Origin of the sequence: Thermococcus sp. PK (assembly GCF_000430485.1) — an archaeon.
GTDB lineage: Archaea > Methanobacteriota_B > Thermococci > Thermococcales > Thermococcaceae > Thermococcus_A > Thermococcus_A bergensis.
Genome location: NZ_KE387148.1, coordinates 29,595 through 52,757, shown reverse-complemented (window position 1 = coordinate 52,757; position 23,163 = coordinate 29,595). Strand labels below are relative to the sequence as shown.

The window sequence follows — 23,163 nt, the reverse complement described above, 5'->3', positions numbered from 1 at the left end:
AGAAGAGTACAGGCGTAGGAATCCTCATGAGGGGTTCTGGGGTGCGTTTACAACGTGGTTTGGCAGTAGGATCCCCTGTTTTCTGAAAAAGACTACTGTAACCCGAATCCTGCTTGGGGTAATGTGTTATGGTCTGAAAATCCTCCTCAGAGTCAAATACTGTTTAAATAACAGGGGGTGAAACTAAACACGCCCCTTCTAACCGAAAGATTTATAAATAGCCTTCAACCCTTATTGGATTGGGCGTGGGCCGGTAGCTCAGCCTGGGATGAGCGCCGCCTTGGCAAGGCGGAGGCCCCGGGTTCAAATCCCGGCCGGTCCACCATAACTTTTAGGGCGGGCCCGTGGTCTAGACTGGTTATGACGCCACCCTGACAAGGTGGAGGTCCGGGGTTCGAATCCCCGCGGGCCCACCATAACAGCCCTTACCTGCGTAAGCGCTGGCGGAATGTTAAGTGCTTTTCTAAGGATTTACACTAAATGAGCGGGGTTTCTTATTTACATGCTCTTTTATGAGGGTTTCACTCAGGAAAGCGTCCTGTGGACACTAAAATTGGATTGAAACCTGATTGAAAGTGCGTATTTAGGAAGTAAACCCCTCCAAAAGTGCTTTTGAGTAGTGCACAACTGGTTTTTGCCTGTTAGTAAGAAGGGAACTCTTTTGGTCAAACTTTTTCCAAAAGTTTGCTTGCCTGCGCGAAGTTTGATCAAGGTTTGTGATTCTTCTTGAAGTTGATGGTTTTTTGTTTCAGCAGTTCCTTGAAGAGGGAATTCTAGAAGTATTAGCTTTTTAAGAGTGGGTTTTCCAATTTTGATGCCCCTATGCCTATTGGTATTATAAGATAAACTCCGTTAAAATTGCCAGAAAAGGAATGATTCAGTTTTATAAGTGAATTCTCAAGAAAAACCTTCAACTGAGACCATTCTAACAAGAATCACAAACTTTAATGAAACTTTGCTCTACGAATTTTCGTATTATGGAAATGTGGCCCGCCCGTAACGACCGCTCTCATTGAAGCCATAGGGCAATCTCAAGCGGCTTAACCCAGGCGGGCCAGAAGAGTGTACTCGGCCAGGGTTACCCACGGTCATTGCGCTCCGTGACGCGGAAGGCTCTCCCGTGGGGACCTCGCTATGGCCGAGCTGTTGCCCCCGCATCGCCCCCACCTTCATTGATTGGGTGGGTCCTCGCGCAGGGGCATTATAAGTTAGGCAGTTCATTTATAAATCCTTACCTACTAGCGAGCGCACCAGTTGCACAAGTTCGTTCAAATCTTTCACGTAATAATCTGCTCCCTCTATTTTCCCGAACCTCATCACTTGAACGGCTTTAACACCAGCCCGGTGAGCTGCCAAGATGTCCGATGCAGAATCTCCCACGACCAAAGCTTCACTTGGAAGGACACCAAGGGCATCGAGGGCTTTTTCTATGAGATAGGGATTCGGTTTAGCACCATCCAGATATCGGTAGTCCTTTCCAAGGATAATGTCAAAGTATTTCTTCAAATCAAAAAGCTCCAGCACAAACTCCGTGCAATCTTGGGAAGCGTTGCTAACAGCTGCCATTTTTAATCCCATTTGTTTGAAATCCTTTAAAACATCAACGTCGGGAAAGGCTTTTATTAGTCCTCTCTCTGCAGCCCATTTTCTGTACTCGAGCTTTGCTTTATCTATCGCTTTCCAGAATTCTACATGATCAACTCCAAGCCTCTCAACCCAGCTTCGCGGTAGTTCTCCCTTTACCATCTTTTTGTAGGTTTCAAACTCAAGGGTAATCCCAAGCTTTTTTATTTCTTTCTTTCCCCATTTTTCGAACCATTCCAGCCCATCATAGCCTTCATAATAGACAAGAGTTTCATCAACGTCAAAGATTAATGCCTTTATCATGGTTATCCCTCACGTGTTGATTTTTGGATTTTTGTTGCTCAACTCTAAAATTTTCTTAAGCGGGTTTAAACTTATCCCGAGAGTCTGCTACATGCTCGAAAAAACTTAGATGATCAATCAAAATAAAAAAGGCAGAATAGGACTAAAAGAGCTCCTCAAGCTTCACATCGATTTTGTCCGGGTTGAATGGAAGAACGTGTCTGGTTGTCTTTGGAGAATAAACTTCTCCCCTCTTTACGAGCTCCATAACTTCCTCCTTGCTTGGTGCTTTTCTAATGAACACATAGTCAATTTCGCCCTTGTCCATATCTTCTTTTGCATCTTCTTTGAGGCCGTAGTATATAAGCTCTATCTCTCCCTCAACACTCATCTCGTCAAGCACTTTGCTTACCTTCTTTTGTTCGTCAAGTGCTCCCGGAATAGCAAAGACCTTGTCTTTACCAATGAGAGCGAAAGCTATTTCTCCCTTTTCGGCCTTTTCTTCAGCCTCTCCATCCTCAATTATTTCCAATCCCTCTGCCTTTAATCTTTCCAGAACCTTGTTGAGGTCTCCTTTAAAAGCAGGATACCATGTGTATACCTTAACATCATCGCTGAAGTAGTCGAGAATTACAGAGGGAGCCCTCTTTGCTCCAAGCTTCTGCAGGCCTGCCCATCTGTGGTGACCATCAACGATGAGGTACATGTCCTCCCCGGGGACTTTTGCCAGGAGCATGGGCTTCCAGAAAATACCGGAGCCAGTTAAGCTTTCAATAAATGCCTCAAGCTCCTTTTGGACGAGCTGCTCGTGTGGTTTCATCTTTTCCAGCTCAATAAAAACATATTCGACTTTCTTTACTGGTATGTCGTATTTGGGAACTTTTTCGACACCCATTTTATCATACCTCCTAGGGTTACATTGTTGTAAAACAATTCATGGAATAAAAAGCTTTTTCTTTTAGCCGCCCATCTGAAAGGGGGCAACTCATGTCGCTTTGCGAAAACTTTAAATACTCCCTCAGTCAAACCCCCACTGTAGAATTTGTTTCTATTCTCAGGCAAAACGAATATCCTAAAGGGGTGTTGGCTTTGGACAAAATTAAAGGGACAACAACAGTAGGCATTGTTTGTAAGGATGGAGTAGTATTAGCCGCAGACAGGAGGGCTTCACTGGGCAACATGGTCTTGTCCAAAGAAGTTAGCAAGATATTCCAGATAGACGACCACTTGGCCCTAGCAGGAGCCGGGAGCGTAGGAGACATACTAAGCCTTGTAAGGCTTTTGAGGGCAGAAGCAAAGCTTTACAGAGCAAGAGTCGGCAGGGAGATGAGCACAAAGGCACTGGCAACATTAACTTCTAACATCTTAAGTGGAAGAAGGTACTTCCCCTATTTTGGCTGGTTTTTAGTAGGAGGCTACGACGAGAAGCCAGGACTTTATTCAATTGATATGGCTGGAGGAATTACCGAAGATAAATATGTTTCTGCAGGTTCTGGTATGGAGTTTGCTTACTCTGTTTTGGATAACGAATACGATGAAAAGATGAATGTTAAAAAAGGCGTTAAACTGGCCGTAAAAGCTATAAATACTGCAATAAAAAGAGATGTTTTTACTGGAGATGGAATAATGGTTGTTGTCATTACAAAAGACGGGTATAGCGAGCTTTCTAAAGAAGAAGTCGAGAAGATCCTCAAGAAGCTCTGATTCTAGGGGTGAGTGACGTGATAAAAAGAGAAACAAACGTTGATGAAATTCTGAAAGAGATTAGGGAGATTATTAGTCAGATGGTACCCAAAGAAGCCAAGATAACCGAAGTGGAATTTGAGGGGCCGGAGCTGGTTATTTATGTGAAAAACCCTGAAGTTGTAATGCAGGACGGAGATCTTATAAAAAACCTTGCAAAGGTTCTTAAGAAGAGAATTAGTGTAAGACCTGATCCGGATGTTCTCCTTCCTCCTGAAAAGGCCGAAGAGCTAATTAAGCAAATAGTTCCGCCAGAGGCGGAAATAACTAACATAAGTTTTGATCCTTCTGTCGGCGAGGTAATAATTGAGGCTAAAAAGCCGGGACTTGTGATTGGAAAGAATGGGGAGACCCTTAGGGAGATAACCCAAAAAGTTTACTGGGCTCCAAAAGTTGTTAGAACTCCACCCCTGCAGTCCCAGACAATATACTCTATTAGGGGAATTTTGCAGTCCGAGAGTAAAGATAGGAGAAAATTCCTGAGACAGGTTGGGAGAAACATCTATAGGAAGCCGGAACTTAAGAGCGACTGGATAAGGATAACGGGGCTTGGAGGATTCAGGGAAGTTGGAAGAAGTGCCCTCCTGCTCCAAACAAATGAGAGCTTTGTGCTGGTTGACTTTGGTGTAAACGTCGCGGCTTTAAATGATCCCAAGAAGGGGTTCCCCCACTTTGATGCCCCAGAATTTACCTACGTCCTTAAAGAGGGGCTTCTGGATGCGATAATAATTACCCACGCACACCTTGACCACTCCGGTTTACTACCCTACCTCTTCAGATACAACCTGTTCGACGGCCCTATCTACACAACTCCGCCTACAAGAGACTTAATGGTTCTCCTTCAGAAAGACTTCATTGAGATACAGCAGAGTAACGGTGCTGACCCGCTTTACAGAATGAAAGACATAAAAGAAGTCGTTAAGCACACAATAACCCTTGATTATGGAGAAGTTAGGGACATCTCACCGGATTTGAGACTTACCCTGCACAATGCAGGCCACATCCTTGGCTCCTCAATAGTTCACCTTCACGTTGGAAATGGACTCCACAACATTGCCGTCACAGGAGACTTTAAGTTCATTCCAACAAGGCTCTTTGAGCCAGCAAACGCAAAATTCCCAAGACTTGAGACTCTAATAATGGAATCAACCTATGGAGGAAGCAGGGATTACCAGATGCCGAGAGAAGAGGCAGAAAAGAGGCTTATTGAGGTTATTCTTCAGACTATCAAGCGCAAAGGAAAGGTCCTTATCCCCGCAATGGCCGTTGGAAGGGCTCAGGAAATAATGCTAGTCCTCGAGGAGTACGCTAGAGTAGGAGGGTTGGAGGTTCCAATATACTTGGACGGTATGATATGGGAAGCAACTGCAATTCACACCGCATATCCAGAGTATTTGAGCAAGAGCCTCAGAGATCAGATATTCCATGAGGGCTACAACCCATTCTTAAATGAGATATTCAAACCCGTCGCAAATGCAAACGAAAGAAAGGACATAATAGAGAGCGAAGAACCCGCGATAATTATAGCCTCCTCCGGTATGCTGGTTGGAGGACCCAGCGTAGAGTACTTTAAGCATCTTGCCCCTGATCCTAGAAACTCCCTAATATTCGTAAGTTACCAGGCAGAAGGGACTTTGGGAAGACAGGTTCAAAGAGGCTTGAGGGAAATACCAACAGTCGGTGAAGGTGGAAAGACGGAAGTTATCCAAGTAAACATGGAAATCCACACGATAGACGGATTTTCAGGTCACGCTGATAGAAGGGAGTTAATGAGCTATGTGGCAAGGGTAAAGCCGAGACCAGAAAGGGTTATAACAGTTCACGGAGAGCCTCAGAAGTGCCTTGACCTGGCTTCAAGCATCCACAAGAAGTTTGGTCTTTCTACAAGAGCCCCGAACAACCTCGACGCCATCAGGCTCAAGTGATTTTTAATTTTTTGGTGGGTGATGATGATAAAGTGTCCCAAATGTGGAAGAGAGTATGGGCAGATAATACCCCCAAGATGTTCATGTGGGGCTTTCCTTGAGGTGTCATATGATTATTCTAAAGTAGATGTCAAAAGATGGAAAAACAGAGAGAAGGGAGTATGGAGGTACAAAGAGTTACTCCCCAATGTAACCAAGATAATTTCCCTAAAAGAAGGCGGGACACCTTTAGTTAGGGCAAAACTCAGTGAAGAACCCGGAGTAGACGTTTTTATTAAAGACGAAACAAGGAACCCCACGGGCTCATTTAGGGATCGGCTTGCTACGGTGGGGGTTTCATATGGCTTGCCCTATGCAAGCAATGGGTTCATAGTAGCCAGCGATGGCAACGCGGCAGCGTCTTTAGCGGCATATGCCGCTAGAGCTAATAAAGAGGCCTTTGTTGTTGTTCCCAAAAAAGTCGACAAAGGAAAGCTAATTCAGATGATAGCCTTTGGTGCCAAGATAATCCGCTATGGAGACAGCGTTGATGAGTGCATAGAATACACTAAAGAGCTCTCCCGATTAAATGGACTCTACGACATAACTCCCGAAAACAACATTATTGGGCTTGAGGGGCAAAAAACCCTTGCATTCGAGCTCTGGGAGGAGATAAACCCAACCCACGTGATCGTGCCAACGGGAAGTGGAAGCAACATCTACAGCATCTACAAGGGCTTTAGGGAACTTTTAGAAATTGGGGCTATTGAAGAGCTCCCCAGATTAATTGCGGTGCAAACTGAAAACTGCTCTCCAATAGCGGCTGAGATATTGGGAAAAGAAAGCAGAAGGGAGTTTACCAAAGCCCTTGGATTATATGTGAAAGACCCAATAAACAAGGAACTTGCAATAAAAGCTGTTAGAGAAAGCAATGGAACAGCCGTGGTTGTGAGTGAAGATGAGCTTGATCTTGGAGAGAGGGCTCTTGCCAAAGAGGGTGTTTTTGCCGAGTATTCTTCAGCCGTTGTTATTCCGGCCCTAGTAAAGCTCCATGAAAGCGGGTATTTTGAAAAAGGAGACAAAGTGGCTTTGATAGTTACAGGCTCAGGATTAAAAAGCTACTATGTAGAAGAGAGGGAGCGCTTTTCAATTGGTGGGACAAAGCTTGAAATCCTAAAGCTCCTGAGAGAAAAGTCCATGTATGGCTACGAAATCTGGGAGAATCTGGAGAAGCCAATGAAGTATCAAGCAGTGTACCAGCATATAAAAGAGCTTGAGGCCCTTGGCTTGATAGAAGAGGCACGCAAGAAGGGAAGAAGGGTTTATTACAAGCTCACTGAAAAAGGGGAGCGACTGCTAGAGAACTTTGAGGAGTAATGGAAAGTATTTTAAATGAATCCTTAAACTAAGTTTTAGGTGATAGAGGGTGAATGCTGAGAACAAGATGTCGCTCATATTTTACGCAATCGGAACGATAGCAGGGATAGTGAGTGGAATCCTGTCAACTCAAGTTCAAGCGGGCTACATTGTAGGCCTGCTGGTCTATCTGCTCTCACCAAAGATAGTCATTGCTCTTGTTAAAGACCTTCCTGACGAGTTAAAGAATGAGAGGGTTCTGCTGAGAAAAGGGTTCTGGGGATTCTTCCTGTTCTGGCTGTACTTCACAATCTTCAGCTACAATCTCATCTTACAGCCCGAACCGACGTTTTATTCAAATCAGTCCCTCCTCTACAACATAACGAAGGGATGAGGTATGGAAGAGCTGAAAAAAATGGTGGCTAAGGAAGCCCTAAAATACATTGACGATGACATGATAATCGGGTTAGGTACGGGTTCCACAACGGCTTACTTCATCCAAATGCTGGGAAAGAAGCTCATGACAGGGGAGCTCGAAGATGTTTACGGCATCCCCACTTCATACCAATCACGCCTTTTGGCCCTTGAGAGCGGAGTTCCCGTCGTTAGCTTAGATGAAGTTGATGCCATTGATTTAGCTGTAGACGGTGCAGACGAGGTTGATCCTCACCTCAATCTCATTAAGGGAAGAGGCGCGGCATTAACGATGGAAAAGATCATCGAATACAGGGCCGGAACGTTTATAGTGCTCGTTGATGAGAGCAAGCTTGTGGAATATCTCGGCCAGAAAATGCCAGTCCCCATAGAAGTCATCCCTGCGGCATGGAGGGCCATTAAAGAGGAACTTGAAGTCTTCAACGCAACAGCCGAGCTGAGGATGGGCGTTAAAAAAGATGGCCCAGTGATAACCGACAACGGCAACTTCATCCTCGATGCAAAATTTGAAAGAATTGAAGATCCACTCGACATGGAAATCGAGCTGAACAACATTCCGGGAGTTGTTGAAAACGGCATCTTCGCAGACATAGCAGACATAGTTCTTGTTGGCACAAAAGACGGCGTTAAGAAAATGGAGAGATGATGCTTTTTTATCCCTAAACTTCTAAACTTATAACTTATCACTTGTAAGTTATAACTTGTAACTCTTGTGAGACATCAGGTGATGGAGGTTATAATCAAGATTTGAGACCAGGGCGTGTTTAGTTTCACCCCCTGTTATTTAAACAGTATTTGACTCTGAGGAGGATTTTCAGACCATAACACATTACCCCAAGCAGGATTCGGGTTACAGTAGTCTTTTTCAGAAAACAGGGGATCCTACTGCCAAACCACGTTGTAAACGCACCCCAGAACCCCTCATGAGGATTCCTACGCCTGTACTCTTCTTCAGAAAACACTCTGTCTCTCTTCTTACTACCAAAACCACCTGGAGCGTTCTTAGTTTTCTTAACAATCGGCCGATAACCCTTTTCCACCACAGTGTTCAGAACTTTCTTTGAATCATAAGCCCCATCAGCATAAAAATTCCCAGAACCCCCCGGCAGGAGTTCAATCAGCTCGTTCTCAGAAGTTGTGATCTTCACAGCAACCGGATACAGTAAACCCGGCAGGATTCTCGTTATTGCCTGAACTTCTATCCTACCCTTTTTTTATTTGTAATAATGGTTGAGTCTGCTTGAGTGCTGGCGTAGGGTAATTTCTGGAGTTTTTTCAGGAGGTGGTTTGTCAGTTCTTCGAGGTTCAGCTTTTTCTCCCAGTTGTGGAGGGTTGAGTAGTGAATGTTTGCTCCGAAGAATTTTCTGCCGTAGTGCTGGGCGTCTCTGAGAGGTAGGTTGTAGTATTGTTTAAAGAGGAGTATTGCCAGTATTGTTTTTACTGGAAATTTTTTGGATTTTGGCAGGTTCTTCAGCTTTCCTTCTGATTCGAAGTCTGCTAAAACGTCAAGAATTGCGAATGCCACGCTTTCAGGGTCTTTGAGTCTGTGATCCCATCTGGGGATCACGACAACCACCCGAAAGAATTCAGCAAAAACCCTAATAAAGGTTACTATAAACACGCCCCGGTTAGAAGGGAATACTACGGGGGCCCCTTTAGCACTACCTTTTGAAGCCATTATGCCAGAGAAGAGCTTAATCTTCTCACGTCTGACACAGATAGTATCAATCACTGGAATAAGCTCTCTATTACCCCAAATAAAAAAGTGAATAAGACAAAACAGAATTTCACTTGCTCATTGGATACAGTGAATCTCTGTAAATAGCTGCAATGGTCTCTCTAGTTGCGTCAATTGGGGCAAGTGAGAGCAACAGGCCAAGGCCTGGGGTTGTCATGGCTAATTCGGTGAGCTTGTCGATGTCGTCCTCTGTGAATCCAACATCAGTGAGCTTCTGAGTGATTCCGATGCTGAAAAGCCACTCCTCGACTTTCCTTGCGACGTACTCAGCTTCGCCTGGAACTCCCTTGGCATCTGGAACGAGTGGTCTATAGACCTCAGCGAGCACTCTAGCCGTGGCGGGATATATGTGCTTAATGACCGCGGGCAAGAGCATCGCGAGACCGAGTCCGTGTGGGAGGTCTGGCTTCACGGCACTGAGTGGGTGTTCGAGGGCGTGGGTGAAGTGGAGCATACCGTTGTCGAAGGATATGCCCGCTATTGCGGAGGCATATAGTAGGTAGTACCTGGCTGAGAGGTTGTTGGGGTCAGCTATGGCCTTCGGGAGGTAGTCGAATATCAGCCTAGCAGTCTCTTGGGCGAGGAGTATGGAGTAGGGATTTGTGACCTTGGTGGTCGCGGCCTCGGTTATGTGGTTGAGCGCGTCAATGGTCACATAACGGGTCTGGTCGGCTGGGAGCTTGGTTGTGAGAGCCGGGTCGTCGATTGCGTAGAGTGGGTAGATGCAGTCAAAAGCTATTGCTGGCTTGTACTCTTTCTCTAGAATTGATGCCACTGCAAATCTGTCTACCTCGGTTCCCGTTCCGTGGGTGGTGTTAATTGCTATGATGGGCTTGGCCTTCATTGCAAAGAACTTTCCTTCATAGAGCTCTCTCGCGTTCTTGTCTGTGTACTCCAGCAGAATGGCGACGCTCTTGGCTGTGTCGATTGGGCTTCCACCACCGATACCAATAACAGCCTGAGCTCCGAACTCCTTGCCTAGCTCTGTGGCCTCGTCAACCATATCAACGGTCGGGTTCGGGCCGACCTTGTCGTAGTGAACATATTCGATACCGTATTCCTCAAGGGCGGGCTTGACGACATCCCAAGCACCGCACTTCTTGTATCCGCTCTTTCCGGTGACAAGGATGACCCTAGTTATGCCATGGTTTTCCTTAAGGTCTTTGGCTATGTCATAGAACTTGTTAATGGCGCCAACGCCAAAATAGTCTATGGTTCTGCAGCGAAGTTCAAACACCTGGTTTATGGGGATTTGAGACTCCCACAACATTGTACATCCCTCCAAATGTATTACATTTATATATAATTTGTGCGGAATATAAGCATTTCTTGAACATAACATGTACAACCAATGGTTTTTGACACACTTTCTTGAACATAACATGTACAACCAATGGTTTTTGACACACTCCTGAATAAAGAAGCACAAAGAAGCTTTTGTATTTGTCAACGAAAACTACAAACTCCTAAATAGGGGTCAATGGGCTAAAAAATTAAAAGGATCATTTGCCCCCTTTCATTCTTTCCTGGAGCTGATACAGTTCGGCTATCCTTTGTACAGTGTCGGCATCTTCCGGACCTTTGTCCTCTCTCAACGCAACAAATCTCGGGAACCTCAGTGCAAAGCCGCTCTCGTACTTGGGGCTCTTCTGAATCTCCTGGTATGTCACCTCTATTACGATTTTTGGTTCTATTTCAACGAACTTGCCGTGTTCCCTTTTTATCAAGGGCTTAAGCATCTTTGTGAACTCTATTAGGTCTTCATCTGTGAACCCGCTCCCGACTTTACCAACCGGGACGAAATCTCCCCTCACGGGATCGTATGCACCTAAAAGGAACGAGCTCAAGACTCCACTTCTCCTCCCTTCGCCCCATTCTGCACCTATGATGACCAAATCGAGATTCTCCATTGTGGGTTTAATTTTCAACCACTTCTTACCTCTGTTACCGGGCTCGTAAACTGAGTCAAGCCTTTTTGCCATTAGCCCTTCATGACCAAGCTCAAGGGCCCTTTGATAGAACTCCTCAGCCTCTTCTGGATTCTTTGTTATTAAATTCTCGGCGACTTTTATCCACTCGTTCGTCTCTACAATGCTTTCTAGGGTTTTCCTCCTCTCTATGAGCTGAACGTCTATCATGCTTTCGCCGTCAATGTAAAGAACGTCGAAGAGGTTGAGCTCGAGGGGTATCTTCTCAATCATCTCTTCTATGTTGTACTTCCTTCTAAATCTCCTCAGCACATACTGGAATGGCCTTGGCCTTCCTCCTTCCCCAACGGCAACAAGTTCGCCCTCTACAATGACTTTCTCCGGCTTTAGGGCATTTTTAACTCTCTCCACAACCTCGGGAATCGACTTTGTAACGTTTTCAAGGCGTCTTGAGTAAATTACAACTTTGTCCCCATCTTTGTGCACCTGAACTCTCGCACCGTCATATTTAATCTCAAACTCCGCTTCCCCGCCCATTTCTATTAATGCCTCTCTAACGTTGGCTGCCATCTGGGCGAGCATTGGCTTAATTGGCTTTCCGACTTGGATTTTTACTTTCGAAAGGCCCTCGTCTCCCTCAAGCTTTGCTATTTTAGCCACGAATCCGAAATCGCTCGTAAGCATGTAAGCCCTCTCAACAAGCTCGACCTTTACCCTAAACGCCTCTGCTATTGCATCCCTCAGCAGCCCCTCTGCAACTCCCGTTCTCATAGTCCCCAGTATTGTCCTTGCCAGATACTTTCCTTCCTCCGGAGAAGCATCCATGAAGAGATTGGCGAGGTACTTCAGCTTTCTATCTTGGCTTCCTTCGCCGGTGGTTTCGGCAACTTTAACCAGAGTGCTGTAAACCCTTTTTATTGTAAGAGGCTGAGAGAAAAAGCTTTTTTGCTTCCTCTTTTGGAGAGCAAGGGCAACGCTCTCTCCCAAATCTCCAGTATCTTTTACGGAATTTTCTATCTCATCGCTGTTTACTCCAGTGGCCATAGAAACAGCCCTTATCAGTAGCTTCTCGCCCACGCCGAGCTCTCTCTCGTCCCAATCCGGAAAGACCTTCCCAAGAATTAAATAGGGAACAATCTCCAACAGCTCTGGATCCTCAACTTTCTTTAAAAAGTCCGCCACAAATTTTGTCTTGAGGGTCTTTAAAGTTGTTTTCTCAAGTCTTTTATACAGCTCAACCAGTTCTTTGTATAGCATCCACACCACCACGTTGAAGTACCCCATAAAAGAATAAAAAGATTAGTCTCTCTGCACTAGTCTGAATTTTAAGAACTCAAAAAATACAGTCGCTGCAAAACCTCCAGCGAATACCAGGAAAGGTGAGTACCCACTTTTTTCAAAGGCAAACAAAAATGCAAATCCTCCAGCAAACCCCGACGCAATAATTCCGATTGCTCGCTGGTTGCTTTTGTTAAAGTATATTGTTAGAAGGATGAATAAAACTGAGAGAGCAAGATACAGGGGGTTCATCTTTCTCCCTCCACCCATCTTTCAACGCTGGGCCTCTGGGTGTAAACCTCGCATATGTGGTAATCGTCTATGGAAAGTTCGTCCATGATGGATTTTACTTTCTCTATTTCCTCTTCCCTCAAAAGGGCAAACAGGCTCTTGCCCAGCATGACCATTGAGGACGGCAACTTAAGTGCTTTATCAAGTTCTCTAGCAATTTCCAAAAGCTCACCTGAGAGCAAACCCGTACGTTCAGAAAACGCCCTCGCTTCCTTCATCAAAACTTCAACTTTAGGGTTGGAGAGAAGTGCATTAATGGCTTTTTCTCCTTCCTTCTCGATTAGGCGAATCACATCGCTGTCGAGCACTTCTTTTGTAGATAACCTTCCCATAGGCACTGCCAGAACTTTGTATCCCTCAAAAAAGATGTTATCCACAACCCCAATCCCGGGAGCCCCGGGTTTTATTCTAACTTCTATCCCTCCATGAACTTGAGCTATAACATCTCCCAGCCCACCTTTGTGGAGAACCTCATACTTGTGGGCTATTTGAGCGGCCTGGAGAAAAGTTTTCTCTTTAAGGGCAAATCCCAAAGAGAGGGCAGTTCCGAGGGCTCCACCGGCACTGTTCCCAAAACCGTGACCATTTGGAAAGTCAAAATACTGCCAGATTTCAAGCTCCCCTTCAAAATCCTTCGGGAGGATGTCATAAGCAACGGAGTAGCTGATAACTGCATCTTCTTTTTTAACGGGCTCTCCATTAAACGCTATGTGTATGTGCCTTTCCAAGCCCTCTTCCAAGCTTATAAAGACGTTGGTTCCCTTGCTTAAATTTATGCCGGCCCCAAGTGAACCAGCCAAAAGAGGCTCTTCATTGAACCTGGGGACAAAAAAAAGCCGTGATGTGTGCTGGAACAAAAGCCCTTATCAACATGCTCTCACCTCCTAGAAAAGTCGATATTTGGATTTTTAAACATAAGCCTCTATGCCTAATGATACTAACATGAACAGTAAAAAGAAAGAGAAAAATCACTCTTCAACAACATACACTGGTACTTTTCCGTGTGGGATTCCATATTTCTTGCCGTACCACTCGCTGAGGACGTACCAGGCGCCAACGAGCAGCACTATGCCGAGCGGCAGGAGGACTGCCCAACTCATGACTCCGAGACCGAAGAGAATGTAGAGCACTGCACCGATTGCCGCAACCGTAATAGCATAGGGGATCTGAGTCGTAACGTGGTCTATGTGGTCTGAGCCAGAGAACATTGAACTCATGATCGTCGTATCGCTTATGGGGGAGCAGTGGTCTCCGAAGATGGAACCGGTGAAGGTAGCTCCGATGGTGGCGAAGACTATCTCGTTGACCTGTCCGTTTGTGAAGGCAAGGCTCATCTGGACGCCGAGGGGCACCATTATAGCGAAGGTTCCCCAGCTGGTTCCGGTTGTGAAGGCCACGAACATGGCCGCGAGGAACATTATGAGGGGCATCCACGGGCCGAGGTCAGCACCGGAGCTGGTGGCGAGGTTTATCACATAGGAGCCAGTTCCCACGGTGTCGGCTGCATTGCCAAGGCTCCACGCAAGGACCAAAACTGTGTTGGCGAAGATCATCTGCTTCATTCCCCTGATTACCGTCTCCTCCCATTCTTCCAAGGTCATTCTCTTCCTTCCAAGAAGCATTATGCTGGCGACCACCACCATAACAAACGATCCCCAGAGCAGGGCCGTTGCGGCATCCGCCTCGCGGAAGGAGTCAACGAAGCTGTAGCTGAGGAAGTTCACGCCGAAGGGGTTCTCAAGCTCTGTCCACCATCCGAGGTCTTGATCGTATGCTGCCAAGTTTGCAGCACCTGTGTACCAGAGACCTAGCAGAGACACTACAACGAGGGCAAGAACCGGTATGACGAAGTCCCACGGGCTACCGCCCTCTTTGGGTGCGCCAATGTCTGTCTCGGTGGTCATGAGCGGCTTTGCTCCGTCGCGAAGGACTTTGCCGGTCGTCCTGGCGCGGTACTCAGCGTGGAGCATCGGGCCGTAGTGCCTGTGGGTGTATGCCACTATGAACACGAGTATTATCGCCAGAATCGAGTAGAACCTGAAGGGAATGCTTGAGAGCCAGGCATCGTATGAATTGTATGATATATTGAACGCATCAAAACCTCTCCCTATCATCGCCAGCTCATAGCCAATCCACGTTGAGATTAAAGCCAGCCCGGCGACCGGTGCGGCCGTTGAATCGTCGATGTACGCCAGCATTTCCCTTGAAACCCTTGTCCTGTCCGTTACAGGGCGCATCGTGTTTCCGACTATAATGGTGTTGGTATAGTCATCGAAGAACACCAGGACACCCATGAGCCACCCAAGGACGGAGGCTCCTCTACTCGTTCTTACCCTCTTGGATAGGGCTTTTGCCAGTGCATGCACTCCACCGGACTTGTAGATGAGGCCAACGCCAGCTCCAATGAGGAAGTCGAATATGAGTATCCTGGCGTTCCAGTCATCGGTAACGCTGCCCACTATCCATTCTAGGCTCTGGGTGGTTCCGGTTATCGGGTTCCAGCCAGAGATCATTACCCCACCAATCCATATACCCGAAAACAACGCTAGTATAACTCTTTTAGACCATATCGCCAATCCAATTGCTACCAATGGGGGGAGCAAAGACAACACCCCAAAGTCTGACACAGCTTACACCTCCGTACATATTTTTCTTGAGCCCAAATTTTTCGACTTCTTTATAAATTTTTCGCAAATATTGTTGCGTTTTTGATAATATTCGAATTTTTTTATATAGCCACTAAAATTTGTCGAAATATTTTCGAATCAATATGATGTAGATTTCTGTTCTTTGTTGTATTCTAATGGTGTGCTGTGTTTAACATTATGCATTATTGCTCTTTTACCATAAAAATGTTTTCCTAACGTTTTTGGCGCTTTTTGAGAAATCACGTGAAGAATATTAGGTTGGAGAACATCAAAGCAAAAAAGATTTCGAAGTAAGATTGCAAAATTAAGATAGCTCTTTCAGCATCTCTTTCAGCTTTTTAAAATCTTTTTCCAGTTCCTCTCTAAGCTGGGGCCTATAGAGAGCAACAGCCGGATGATACATCGGCATTATGATGACCCTAGTTCCCACCACCTGTGAAGTTGTATAATCTGTCCAGATTCACGGCCAGAATCGCCCCTAAAATCCTGACAACCAACCCCCTCAAACTAACACTCCTGCTCGGCCTCAGAAGAAACTCAGAAAACTTCGAAAACAAAGTCTCAATCCTCCTGCGAAAGTCAGACAAGTACTTGTAAAACTTCTTCTCCTCCAGATTACTAACCTGATTCTCCCGCTTCACCGGCGTGTAAACAACGCCAAACTTCAGGAATTCCTCCTGAAGTTCTCTACTAACGTAACCCTTATCCAAAAACAGAAAACAGCCAGAAAACTCCTCAACAATCACCCAGAACTTTTCCCGGACAACACTCACATCATGCTTATTCGCCGGATCAACGGACAGTAAAGCCAGCAAATTTCCATCAGAGTAACAGGTCAGCTTGTACCCATAGTAAAACTTTTTTTAGAGGGAACAAACCCAACTGCGGGCTTTTCAGAGATGATTTCTGAAGAACCCTTCTTCTCCTTCCTGTTTTTTCTGGCCAACTCCTTGGTCTGAATGGGCTTTGAGTCCAGTATTCTAACGTATTCTCTGGCGTGTTTTTTGAATAATTCTTCCTGCGCTAGGAGCAGGAGTTTTTCGTGCCTGTTCAAGCGTTCTGTTAGTTTGTTGTACCTGATTTTGGGGAACAGCTTCATTTCTTCGATTAGGACTCTGTAAGCGTGCTTGTAAACTCCGTTAAAGTGCAAGTGTGCTAGTATTGCGAAGGTTATTAGGTCGTAGAGGCTGATTATTTCCCTGTGAGTGTTTTTCGGGTAGTGTTTGCTGATTATCGGATAGATTTCGGATTTTATGATCAGGATTTCCTGCTGAAAGTTCATAACAACCACCAATCAACCAAAAGACTTAAGTGCTTATAACTCTAACGATCTAATGGGAACTAGGGTTATGATGATCTTCCCGAAAAGTGTCTTCGCTTCAAATGTTTTTCCATGTATTTTGCTTATTGGCTCCGGCTCAAATCCAAACTTTTTAAGAATATAGGCCATTGAGTGCCTTCCCAAAGGGACTATAACTTTCGGCCGGATTACATCAATCTGCTTATCCAAGTACGGAGAGCAGGCCTTGATTTCCTCTTCCGTTGGGTCCCTGTTGTTGGGAGGCCGGCACTTTACAATGTTGGTAATGTACACTTCTTCTCTTGTTAGTCCGATACCCTCTAAAAGCTCGTCAAGGACTTTCCCTGCCCTTCCGACAAAGGGCAGGCCCTTTTGATCCTCCCAGTAACCCGGGGCTTCTCCAACGAACATTATTTGGGCATCATAACTTCCCGAGCCGGGGACTGCGTTTGTCCTTAATTCTCCCAATGGACACTTTTTACACGTCTTTATTTTCTCTTCGAGCTTTTTCATGACTTCATTTTTTTTCATGATTAACACCCAGTCTTTCTTGGGAGAGATAAGCTGTTAAAAGTTCTTTCCATGCCGTGTAGTATCCTTTCTCATAATCATCCCTAAATTCATGCTGGAGTATGTTCTCAAAATGTTCGAGGAGTTTTTTGGCCTTTTCATTGTCTGGGTTTCTTATAAGCTGAACTATCAGTGCATCGGTATCATTGTCACTCAATGCGGATAAAAAGCCGTTTATAGCCTTGCTGTATCCCCTACCCCACTCGTCATCTCCCACTATCTTCTCAAGTTTGTCCAGATGAGCTTTCGCCTTGGTGTAGTCTCCCCTCATAAGCGCTCTGAGAAACATTTCCATTCTCATCTCTCTTGCTGGCATTTTTCACCACCATTCTATTTGAGATTCTTTGGTGTTTTTAACCGTTTCCGAGAAATCGCACATGTGAGGGAATATCCATAAATACTCTGCGGTATAGATAATAGTAGTGGCCATAATTCAGAACTTTTTGGAATACCTATGAAAGTAAATCTTCATATTTACGCAAAAGTTTTTATACTCCATACTTGTAAAAAACTTGTAGAGGTGATTAGAATGGAAGAGATAACAGAGGGAGTACCGAGTGGGGAGAGAGAATTTGGTGAGCTTACTAAAAGGGTTCGCGATCTCATCGAATACCCCGAAATAAGTGAGGAGGAATTTCACGAGCTCCTTACAAAAGCCAGCAGGGGTTACGGTGGACCTCTCCCCCATAGAACCTGGTCCCTCTGCCCTGAGACCAGAAAAGTTGTCCCCGCTGTGGTCTGGGAAAAGGATGGGAAAGTGTGGATAACAAAGAAATGTCCTGAAGGTATGATAACTGATGTTTATTATGAAGATGCTGAGATGTACAAGCGTTTTGAGGAGTGGAAATATGACTTTAAGATAAAGAGTTACAACGTTGAAAACACCGGTGTAAACTGTCCCTTTGATTGTGGCCTCTGTCCAAGACACCGCTCCCATACCAACTTGCTCAATATAGTTTTGACAAACAGATGTAATTTGAGCTGCTGGTACTGCTTCCCAGGATATGAAGAGGCACTATTCAAGTTTGGTGGTGAAGTTAAGCTTGCAAAATTCGAAGAGATTGCAAAGATGTTTTCCTTTGAACATACAGTGCAGATAGGGGGATTTAGGGGAGAGTATTCAACTCCCGAGAACCTATATGTTTTAACTTACAATAATGGAAAGGCCGAATGGACAAGAGTCACAAAATTCCTCAGAAGAAAACACTCGGGAGAAATAATGGTCATAAAGACGAGAACTGGAAGGGAAATAAGAACGACGCCAGAGCATAAGTTCTTTATATATGAAAACGGAAAGATAGTAAAAAAGAGGGCTGATGAACTTAACGTCGAAGATGAGCTAATACTACTATGGAATCTTGAAACTGATGAGAGGGAAGAATTTGAAATAAACCTCTTAGAAGCTTTTAGATCATTACCAGAAGAAGAAAAGGAAAAAATATATGTCAGAGGGATATCAACGCTGGATCTTTTGCCGCTCAAAGAGGAATACGGAGATATAATTTATCACTGGAAGAAGAGTGATTCTATGCCTCTTTCGGCATTCTATAAATTGGGGATAACTGAAGGAGAGTTTAGACTCGGCAGGGATGCCACAAGTAATGAGCTTCCTTCTAAACTCAGAATAACCCCTGAATTTGCAAAGTTGATAGGATATTTTGTCTCGGATGGTAATTATAGCAACAAGGATTTGAGAATAACTGTTGGGCATAAGGATGTCGAGAAAGAAATAATTTCAATACTCAACTTCCTCAACCTTCCGTACAGCATATTGGAATGGGAAGGAAAAGCTAAGCAGATAGTTGTAGGTAGTAGGTTAATGCGGCTTGTCTTCAAGTATGTACTGGGAATCCCTGAAGGAGCACCCAATAAGAGGTTACCCAAGAATTTCCTGAACTTCCCGGTTGAAGCAAAGATAGCTCTACTTAGTGGACTCTTTAATGGAGACGGATATGTAGTAAGAGGAGACAAAGTTCTGCATATGGGATATGCAAGTGTTTCTAAAGGGCTTATTAGGGACATGCTATACTTGCTGGCCTCCTTAGGGATATTCGCGAGGGTTTACATGGTTCCAAAAGAGAAAATGAATGGGGCAAACCACGACCTCTACAAGATATATATAGCGGGAACCGACCTTGTAAAACTTGTCGAAATGCTTGATCTGAGAGAAGGGCATCGTAAAAAGTTAAATAACATAGGAGACAGAAAGCCCTCCAAAGTCAAGAAGGTTTCAGACTTTTACATTGACACAATTAGCGAGATAAAGGTTGAAAACTACGAGGGATACGTATATGACCTTGAGGTTGAGAATGAGAGCCATTCATTTGTAGCATCTGATGGAATTCTAGTAAGCAATTGTTTCTTCTATGCCAAGGAGGGTCAGCCAATTTATGAGCCCACTCTCGAGCAGATACGCATGATGCTCCGCAATGCAAAGAAGGAACAACCCATTGGAGCTAATGCCGTCCAGTTCACTGGAGGGGAGCCAACACTGAGGGATGACCTTATAGAGATCATAAAGATTGCAAAGGAAGAAGGGTATGACCACGTTCAGCTTAACACGGACGGCATAAGGTTTGCCTTTGAGCCTGAGCTTGTAAAGAAGATTAGGGAAGCAGGCGTCAATACCCTATACCTAAGCTACGATGGAATGACTCCAAAAACAAATTGGAAGAACCACTGGGAGATTCCGTTAATCTTCGAAAACGTGAGAAAAGCTGGCGGACCTGGAATCGTTCTCGTGCCCACAACCATAAGAAACGTAAACGACCACGAACTCGGTGCCATAATTAACTTCGGCCTCAACCACCTCGACATAGTTAGAGGAGTCAACTTCCAGCCGATTTCCCTCGTGGGGAGAGTTCCAAAGAAGGAAAGACAGCGCTTCAGGATTACCATTCCTGGGGCAATAAAGAAGATAGAGGAACAGACAAACGGGGCAATAGCAAAAGAAGACTGGTACCCAATACCAACTGCCGGGCACATTGCGAGGTTCTTCGAGGCTTTTGCAGGTAAGAGATACTACATGACATCCCACTTTGGCTGTGGAGCTGCAACATATGTCTTCCTCGATGAAGACAGGGTAATCCCAATTTCAAGATTTCTTGATGTGGAAGGCTTTGTGGAGTTCCTCGAAAGCAAGGTTGAGGGGATAGAAAAATGGAAGACCCTTGGAAAGCTTCAGAAGCTCAAGCTTGGTGCGGAGATATTCCTCAAGTTTAAGAGCTTCTATGACGAAAAATACGCTCCAAAAAGCTTTGACGTGTTAAAGATTATAAGAGAAGCATTTACACATGGAACTTACGAGGCACTTGGTCAGTTCCACTACAAGACGCTCTTCCTCGGAATGATGCACTTCATGGATGAGTACAACTACGATGTTGAAAGGGTAGAGCGCTGTGTAATTCACTATGCAATGCCTGACGGAAGGATTGTGCCCTTCTGTACCTTCAACGTAATACCCGAACTCTATAGAGACAAAGTTCAAGCTCAATTCAGCTACACCTGGGAAGAATGGAAAAAGCTACATCCAGACTGGGAGTACCAGAAGGACAAATACGTGAGAACCAAGAAGTTCATTGAAAAAATGAAGGAGAGTGAGCTCTATAGAAAGACCTACATCGACATAAAGAACTACTTCGGGTGATGGGGGATGATAAGGATAGATCTTAAATTCGGCAAAATAACCCCAGACGAAGCCCGAGAGATGCAGTACAAACTCTCACTCGATCTAGCAGTCTACAGGGTCTTTATCAATGGATACTCCAAGAATGGGTATGTGATATTTGACGAAACAAAGCTTCCAAAAGAAAAGCTTTTGGAGATGCTCAAGCCATTTGAACCAGAAGTCATCAGCGAAAAGGAGCTAACCCCACAAGAGCTCATCGAAAGCAGTTTGAGCTGGAAGAATACAATTGCTGTGTGATTTCCCTACTCTAAAAATTTTAAAAAGACTAGAGGAGCTTTATTTTTATTTTTCCTGCAACATCTGGTTCTTCCAGTTTAAACGAAACTATACCGCTGAACGACGATAGGTCAATAATGTTCCTACCGCTTTTTATTCCAATAAACTCTTCATAAGCCCTCCCAGGCGGGAGGGAAAGGTCGTACTCGTATATCGTTAGCCTGTTATCCTTGCTTGAGGTTATTATTAGCTCGGCCTCTTTATATCCGTCGAGAGGTATTCCTCCAAAGGCTTTTGCTCCAAAGAGCTCACCTACTTTTGCCAGAGCGGCAGTTTTGAGGGAGATACTAAGAGCTGGAGGCTTTCTATGGATTACATCTTCGTCGAGAACAACAATATCTCTATTACCGGTATCAAACGGCGTAGCCTCTAAGGCTCCCGTATTAGGGGTGGTGTTTGTTCCTAAGAGTATTTTTCCAAAGGCTTTCTCTATGCTGGTTATCCTTGCACCAAAAACGCCCACCACCTTAACCATTGGAGGAGCCACATAAAGGAGCAAAGAGGGAGCATTTATGGCGTTTGTAAATTTTGCCATAACCCTACTCTCCTCATCAACTGGTCTGTAGATCGCATCATGATGGGCATTGTAAGCTATCAGTATCCCTCCCCCTATTGGGAGAGCGTTTGTTCTCATAGGGGCATAGAAGCTTGGAAAGTCCAGAAACCTAAAGAATGTCATCTCCTCACCGTTAAGGGGATTGCCCACAAACATTCCTCCTCTCACAAAGGCAAAAACCCTGTTGTATGCACTCTCCATGTCACCCAAAACTGGCCTCACGGGAGGGTTTCCGTCTACAGAGCTAACAACTACTGGAAAAGTTTCCCATTTTCTTGTAATTAGATCAAATACATGCAACTCTCTCACTCCCCAATCAAAGTTCTTTCCAATACCGAAGAAGACGGTGTCGTGGACAAGAGTCCCCTTGAGGCTCGGATTTTCATTGAGAAGCTCTGCCTCCCCGGTCTTCCTGTCAAGTTCGTATATGCCAAGGTGTGCATGCCCATCTTCCCTTGCTATAAGGAGCTTGTCTTCGTAGGGGTCGTATATTATGTCGCTCACTTCTCCCGCCCAATCCGTCTTGTGGTGGATGGAATCTTTCCACAAAAGCCTTACTTTGTCGTTTTCCGTATCGTATTCGTGAACGTGAGAGTATTTGTTGACAAAGCTTATTGTCGACTTTTCGTTCTTACCCTCATAAACCGCTGGAGCATGAACCCAGCCGCCAAAGTAGATGAACTCATCAACGGTCTCAACCGAATTGTAGGTGTCTCCTCCCGAAGTTGGCCCTTCACCAACGAGGTCAAACTCGTACACCTTCTTTGAGTCTTCCCGTAGGAAGTGGGCTTGGGCTTCAAATGCCACTGTGAAGTACAAAACACCATTGTGGTATCTCAAACCGAATATTCCGCCACTTCCCCATTCGGGGCCATAACGAGGTGGAAACCTGTTCAGATGCTTCAGGATTCTCACGAATATCACCATTAAAAGTTGTATCTCTAAGATTTAAAACATTGTGCAACTCAGGAAAAACCCCATCTACCATCTTTTGCCATTTTATCAAAAAATTTGTCAAAAAACTTAAATTTTGTGCATTCTTCATGGAAATGGTGAGCAAAATGATACCAAGAACTATGAGTACTCAGCATCCCGACAATGTATTCATACCTTTTTTTGCTCATGACGCTGCCCTTGGAGGAGAGGATGAAGTGGTTGAAGCGTTCTATGCTTTTAGCGTTCTTGGAGTAGACGAGCAGATGTGGGATTTCGAAGGAAAGGAGGTTGACGAATTCGTTGTAAAGAAATTACTGGAAAAATATGGAAGCTTTTTCAGAAAAAGAAAGCTTGGCAAGGACTTTAGGATCACACCCCGTGTGCCAAATCCAAGTGTAGAGAAAGCAGAGGCAAAGCTTTTGCTTGAAACGCTTGAAAGTATTCCCAGATCCGCCGACGATACTGTCAGGATAACTGGGGCATCACCTCTTGAAGCCACTCAGTCACATCACCAGGCGGACAACCAAACCGAGAATGAAACCTAACAAAATTATACCAGAACGCAAACAGAAAAACAAACCTGTGAACCCTCCTCCAGTCTCTAGCCCTGAAATTATTCCAGAAACGCTTTGTTCTTTCTTTTAAAGTCC

20 protein-coding genes, 2 tRNA genes and 4 pseudogenes are annotated in these 23,163 nt (G+C 44.9%); 11 read left to right on the top strand and 15 right to left on the bottom strand.

Annotated features, from left to right (window positions below; all coding sequences use genetic code 11):
* The 3 genes from THEPK_RS13325 to THEPK_RS01795 form a co-directional block, all read left to right on the top strand.
* Positions 1-181, top strand: a 181-nt coding sequence (locus THEPK_RS13325) for a hypothetical protein (RefSeq protein WP_198011273.1), incomplete at its 5' end; no start/stop codon positions are given.
* Positions 182-247: 66 nt separating this feature from the next.
* A tRNA-Ala gene (locus THEPK_RS01800) sits at positions 248-325 on the top strand.
* 13 nt (positions 326-338) lie between these two features.
* Positions 339-416, top strand: a tRNA-Val gene (locus tag THEPK_RS01795).
* A gap of 805 nt (positions 417-1,221) precedes the next feature.
* Here the strand turns inward: THEPK_RS01795 and THEPK_RS01790 are convergent.
* Both THEPK_RS01790 and serK read right to left on the bottom strand, forming a co-directional pair.
* Entirely contained in the window at positions 1,222-1,887 is a 666-nt protein-coding gene (locus THEPK_RS01790; protein WP_042697619.1) for an HAD family hydrolase, read from the bottom strand.
* Positions 1,888-2,029: 142 nt separating this feature from the next.
* Complete coding sequence (gene serK, locus THEPK_RS01785) at positions 2,030-2,761, bottom strand: L-serine kinase SerK (protein WP_042697616.1); 732 nt, start codon at positions 2,759-2,761, stop codon at positions 2,030-2,032.
* A 185-nt stretch (positions 2,762-2,946) separates the two neighbouring features.
* Here serK and psmB point away from each other — a divergent pair, with 185 nt between their 5' ends.
* Genes psmB through rpiA form a run of 5 tightly spaced genes read left to right on the top strand, consistent with a single transcriptional unit; the run spans position 2,947 to position 7,950 of the window.
* Entirely contained in the window at positions 2,947-3,570 is a 624-nt protein-coding gene (gene psmB, locus THEPK_RS01780; RefSeq protein WP_042697648.1) for an archaeal proteasome endopeptidase complex subunit beta, read from the top strand.
* A gap of 17 nt (positions 3,571-3,587) precedes the next feature.
* On the top strand, positions 3,588-5,534 hold the full coding sequence (locus THEPK_RS01775; RefSeq protein ID WP_042697613.1) for a beta-CASP ribonuclease aCPSF1: 1,947 nt from the start codon (positions 3,588-3,590) through the stop codon (positions 5,532-5,534).
* Positions 5,535-5,558: 24 nt separating this feature from the next.
* Positions 5,559-6,890 carry a pyridoxal-phosphate dependent enzyme gene (locus THEPK_RS01770; RefSeq protein ID WP_198011272.1) on the top strand — a complete coding sequence of 444 codons (1,332 nt, stop codon included), beginning with the start codon at positions 5,559-5,561 and terminating at the stop codon, positions 6,888-6,890.
* A gap of 49 nt (positions 6,891-6,939) precedes the next feature.
* Positions 6,940-7,263 (top strand): hypothetical protein, encoded by a 324-nt coding sequence (locus tag THEPK_RS01765; protein WP_042697610.1) that lies wholly within the window; start codon positions 6,940-6,942, stop codon positions 7,261-7,263.
* A gap of 3 nt (positions 7,264-7,266) precedes the next feature.
* Entirely contained in the window at positions 7,267-7,950 is a 684-nt protein-coding gene (gene rpiA, locus THEPK_RS01760; RefSeq protein ID WP_042697608.1) for a ribose-5-phosphate isomerase RpiA, read from the top strand.
* Between the two features lie 124 nt (positions 7,951-8,074).
* On the opposite strand, the gene THEPK_RS01755 is transcribed toward rpiA, so the two are convergent.
* The 11 genes and pseudogenes from THEPK_RS01755 to THEPK_RS01705 form a co-directional block, all read right to left on the bottom strand.
* Positions 8,075-8,452, bottom strand: coding sequence for a hypothetical protein (locus THEPK_RS01755; RefSeq protein WP_042697605.1), 378 nt, complete (start codon positions 8,450-8,452; stop codon positions 8,075-8,077).
* A 50-nt stretch (positions 8,453-8,502) separates the two neighbouring features.
* The gene (locus tag THEPK_RS01750; protein WP_156882108.1) at positions 8,503-8,925 is read right to left on the bottom strand and encodes a hypothetical protein; all 423 of its coding nucleotides are present in this window, start codon (positions 8,923-8,925) and stop codon (positions 8,503-8,505) included.
* 166 nt (positions 8,926-9,091) lie between these two features.
* On the bottom strand, positions 9,092-10,312 hold the full coding sequence (locus THEPK_RS01745) for an iron-containing alcohol dehydrogenase (protein WP_198011271.1): 1,221 nt from the start codon (positions 10,310-10,312) through the stop codon (positions 9,092-9,094).
* Positions 10,313-10,544: 232 nt separating this feature from the next.
* Positions 10,545-12,227 (bottom strand): ATP-dependent DNA ligase, encoded by a 1,683-nt coding sequence (locus THEPK_RS01740; protein ID WP_042697598.1) that lies wholly within the window; start codon positions 12,225-12,227, stop codon positions 10,545-10,547.
* 42 nt (positions 12,228-12,269) lie between these two features.
* A complete protein-coding gene (locus THEPK_RS01735; RefSeq protein ID WP_042697595.1) occupies positions 12,270-12,500 on the bottom strand; it encodes a hypothetical protein in 231 nt (76 codons plus the stop codon).
* Positions 12,497-13,412: pseudogene (locus THEPK_RS01730) on the bottom strand (pantoate kinase). Before THEPK_RS01730 ends, THEPK_RS01735 begins: the two are co-directional and overlap by 4 nt.
* A 95-nt stretch (positions 13,413-13,507) precedes the next feature.
* On the bottom strand, positions 13,508-15,166 hold the full coding sequence (locus tag THEPK_RS01725; RefSeq protein ID WP_042697593.1) for a Na+/H+ antiporter NhaC family protein: 1,659 nt from the start codon (positions 15,164-15,166) through the stop codon (positions 13,508-13,510).
* Positions 15,167-15,491: 325 nt separating this feature from the next.
* A pseudogene (locus tag THEPK_RS12480) lies at positions 15,492-15,608 on the bottom strand (uracil-DNA glycosylase); the annotation flags it as partial.
* A protein-coding gene (locus THEPK_RS12475; RefSeq protein ID WP_156882084.1) for an IS982 family transposase occupies positions 15,607-16,478 on the bottom strand; the annotation gives its coding sequence in 2 pieces (ribosomal slippage) (positions 15,607-16,052 and positions 16,052-16,478; 873 coding nt in all). The pseudogene THEPK_RS12480 and the gene THEPK_RS12475, both read right to left, overlap by 2 nt.
* Before the next feature lie 24 nt (positions 16,479-16,502).
* The gene (locus THEPK_RS01710; protein WP_052315870.1) at positions 16,503-17,018 is read right to left on the bottom strand and encodes a uracil-DNA glycosylase family protein; all 516 of its coding nucleotides are present in this window, start codon (positions 17,016-17,018) and stop codon (positions 16,503-16,505) included.
* Positions 17,005-17,373: a hypothetical protein gene (locus THEPK_RS01705; protein ID WP_042697590.1), complete on the bottom strand. Its 369-nt coding sequence runs from the start codon at positions 17,371-17,373 to the stop codon at positions 17,005-17,007. The genes THEPK_RS01710 and THEPK_RS01705 overlap by 14 nt, the downstream gene beginning before the upstream one ends.
* A 213-nt stretch (positions 17,374-17,586) precedes the next feature.
* Between THEPK_RS01705 and tes-int the strand changes: the two genes are divergently transcribed.
* The gene (gene tes-int, locus THEPK_RS01700) at positions 17,587-20,703 is read left to right on the top strand and encodes a tetraether lipid synthase Tes, intein-containing (RefSeq protein ID WP_042697587.1); all 3,117 of its coding nucleotides are present in this window, start codon (positions 17,587-17,589) and stop codon (positions 20,701-20,703) included.
* A 6-nt stretch (positions 20,704-20,709) separates the two neighbouring features.
* Positions 20,710-20,982 (top strand): DUF3213 domain-containing protein, encoded by a 273-nt coding sequence (locus THEPK_RS01695; protein ID WP_042697584.1) that lies wholly within the window; start codon positions 20,710-20,712, stop codon positions 20,980-20,982.
* Between the two features lie 28 nt (positions 20,983-21,010).
* Here THEPK_RS01695 and THEPK_RS01690 read toward each other — a convergent pair whose 3' ends face one another.
* Positions 21,011-22,504 (bottom strand): DUF2139 domain-containing protein, encoded by a 1,494-nt coding sequence (locus tag THEPK_RS01690; RefSeq protein ID WP_052315869.1) that lies wholly within the window; start codon positions 22,502-22,504, stop codon positions 21,011-21,013.
* 134 nt (positions 22,505-22,638) lie between these two features.
* Here THEPK_RS01690 and ppcA point away from each other — a divergent pair.
* Positions 22,639-22,971 (top strand): annotated as a pseudogene (gene ppcA, locus THEPK_RS01685) (phosphoenolpyruvate carboxylase); the annotation flags it as partial.
* Between the two features lie 7 nt (positions 22,972-22,978).
* Here ppcA and THEPK_RS12890 read toward each other — a convergent pair.
* Positions 22,979-23,163, bottom strand: a pseudogene (locus THEPK_RS12890) (IS6 family transposase); the annotation flags it as partial.

Bases quoted from the DNA above. Each gene is read 5' to 3' on its own strand.
- THEPK_RS01735 (WP_042697595.1), bottom strand. From the start codon at position 12,500: ATGAACCCCCTGTATCTTGCTCTCTCAGTTTTATTCATCCTTCTAACA.
- THEPK_RS01690 (WP_052315869.1), bottom strand. From the start codon at position 22,504: ATGGTGATATTCGTGAGAATCCTGAAGCATCTGAACAGGTTTCCACCT.
- tes-int (WP_042697587.1), top strand. From the start codon at position 17,587: ATGGAAGAGATAACAGAGGGAGTACCGAGTGGGGAGAGAGAATTTGGT.
- serK (WP_042697616.1), bottom strand. From the start codon at position 2,761: ATGGGTGTCGAAAAAGTTCCCAAATACGACATACCAGTAAAGAAAGTC.
- rpiA (WP_042697608.1), top strand. From the start codon at position 7,267: ATGGAAGAGCTGAAAAAAATGGTGGCTAAGGAAGCCCTAAAATACATT.
- THEPK_RS01710 (WP_052315870.1), bottom strand. From the start codon at position 17,018: ATGAAAAAAAATGAAGTCATGAAAAAGCTCGAAGAGAAAATAAAGACG.
- THEPK_RS01770 (WP_198011272.1), top strand. From the start codon at position 5,559: ATGATAAAGTGTCCCAAATGTGGAAGAGAGTATGGGCAGATAATACCC.
- THEPK_RS01740 (WP_042697598.1), bottom strand. From the start codon at position 12,227: ATGCTATACAAAGAACTGGTTGAGCTGTATAAAAGACTTGAGAAAACA.
- THEPK_RS01745 (WP_198011271.1), bottom strand. From the start codon at position 10,312: ATGTTGTGGGAGTCTCAAATCCCCATAAACCAGGTGTTTGAACTTCGC.
- THEPK_RS01695 (WP_042697584.1), top strand. From the start codon at position 20,710: ATGATAAGGATAGATCTTAAATTCGGCAAAATAACCCCAGACGAAGCC.
- THEPK_RS01705 (WP_042697590.1), bottom strand. From the start codon at position 17,373: ATGCCAGCAAGAGAGATGAGAATGGAAATGTTTCTCAGAGCGCTTATG.
- THEPK_RS01790 (WP_042697619.1), bottom strand. From the start codon at position 1,887: ATGATAAAGGCATTAATCTTTGACGTTGATGAAACTCTTGTCTATTAT.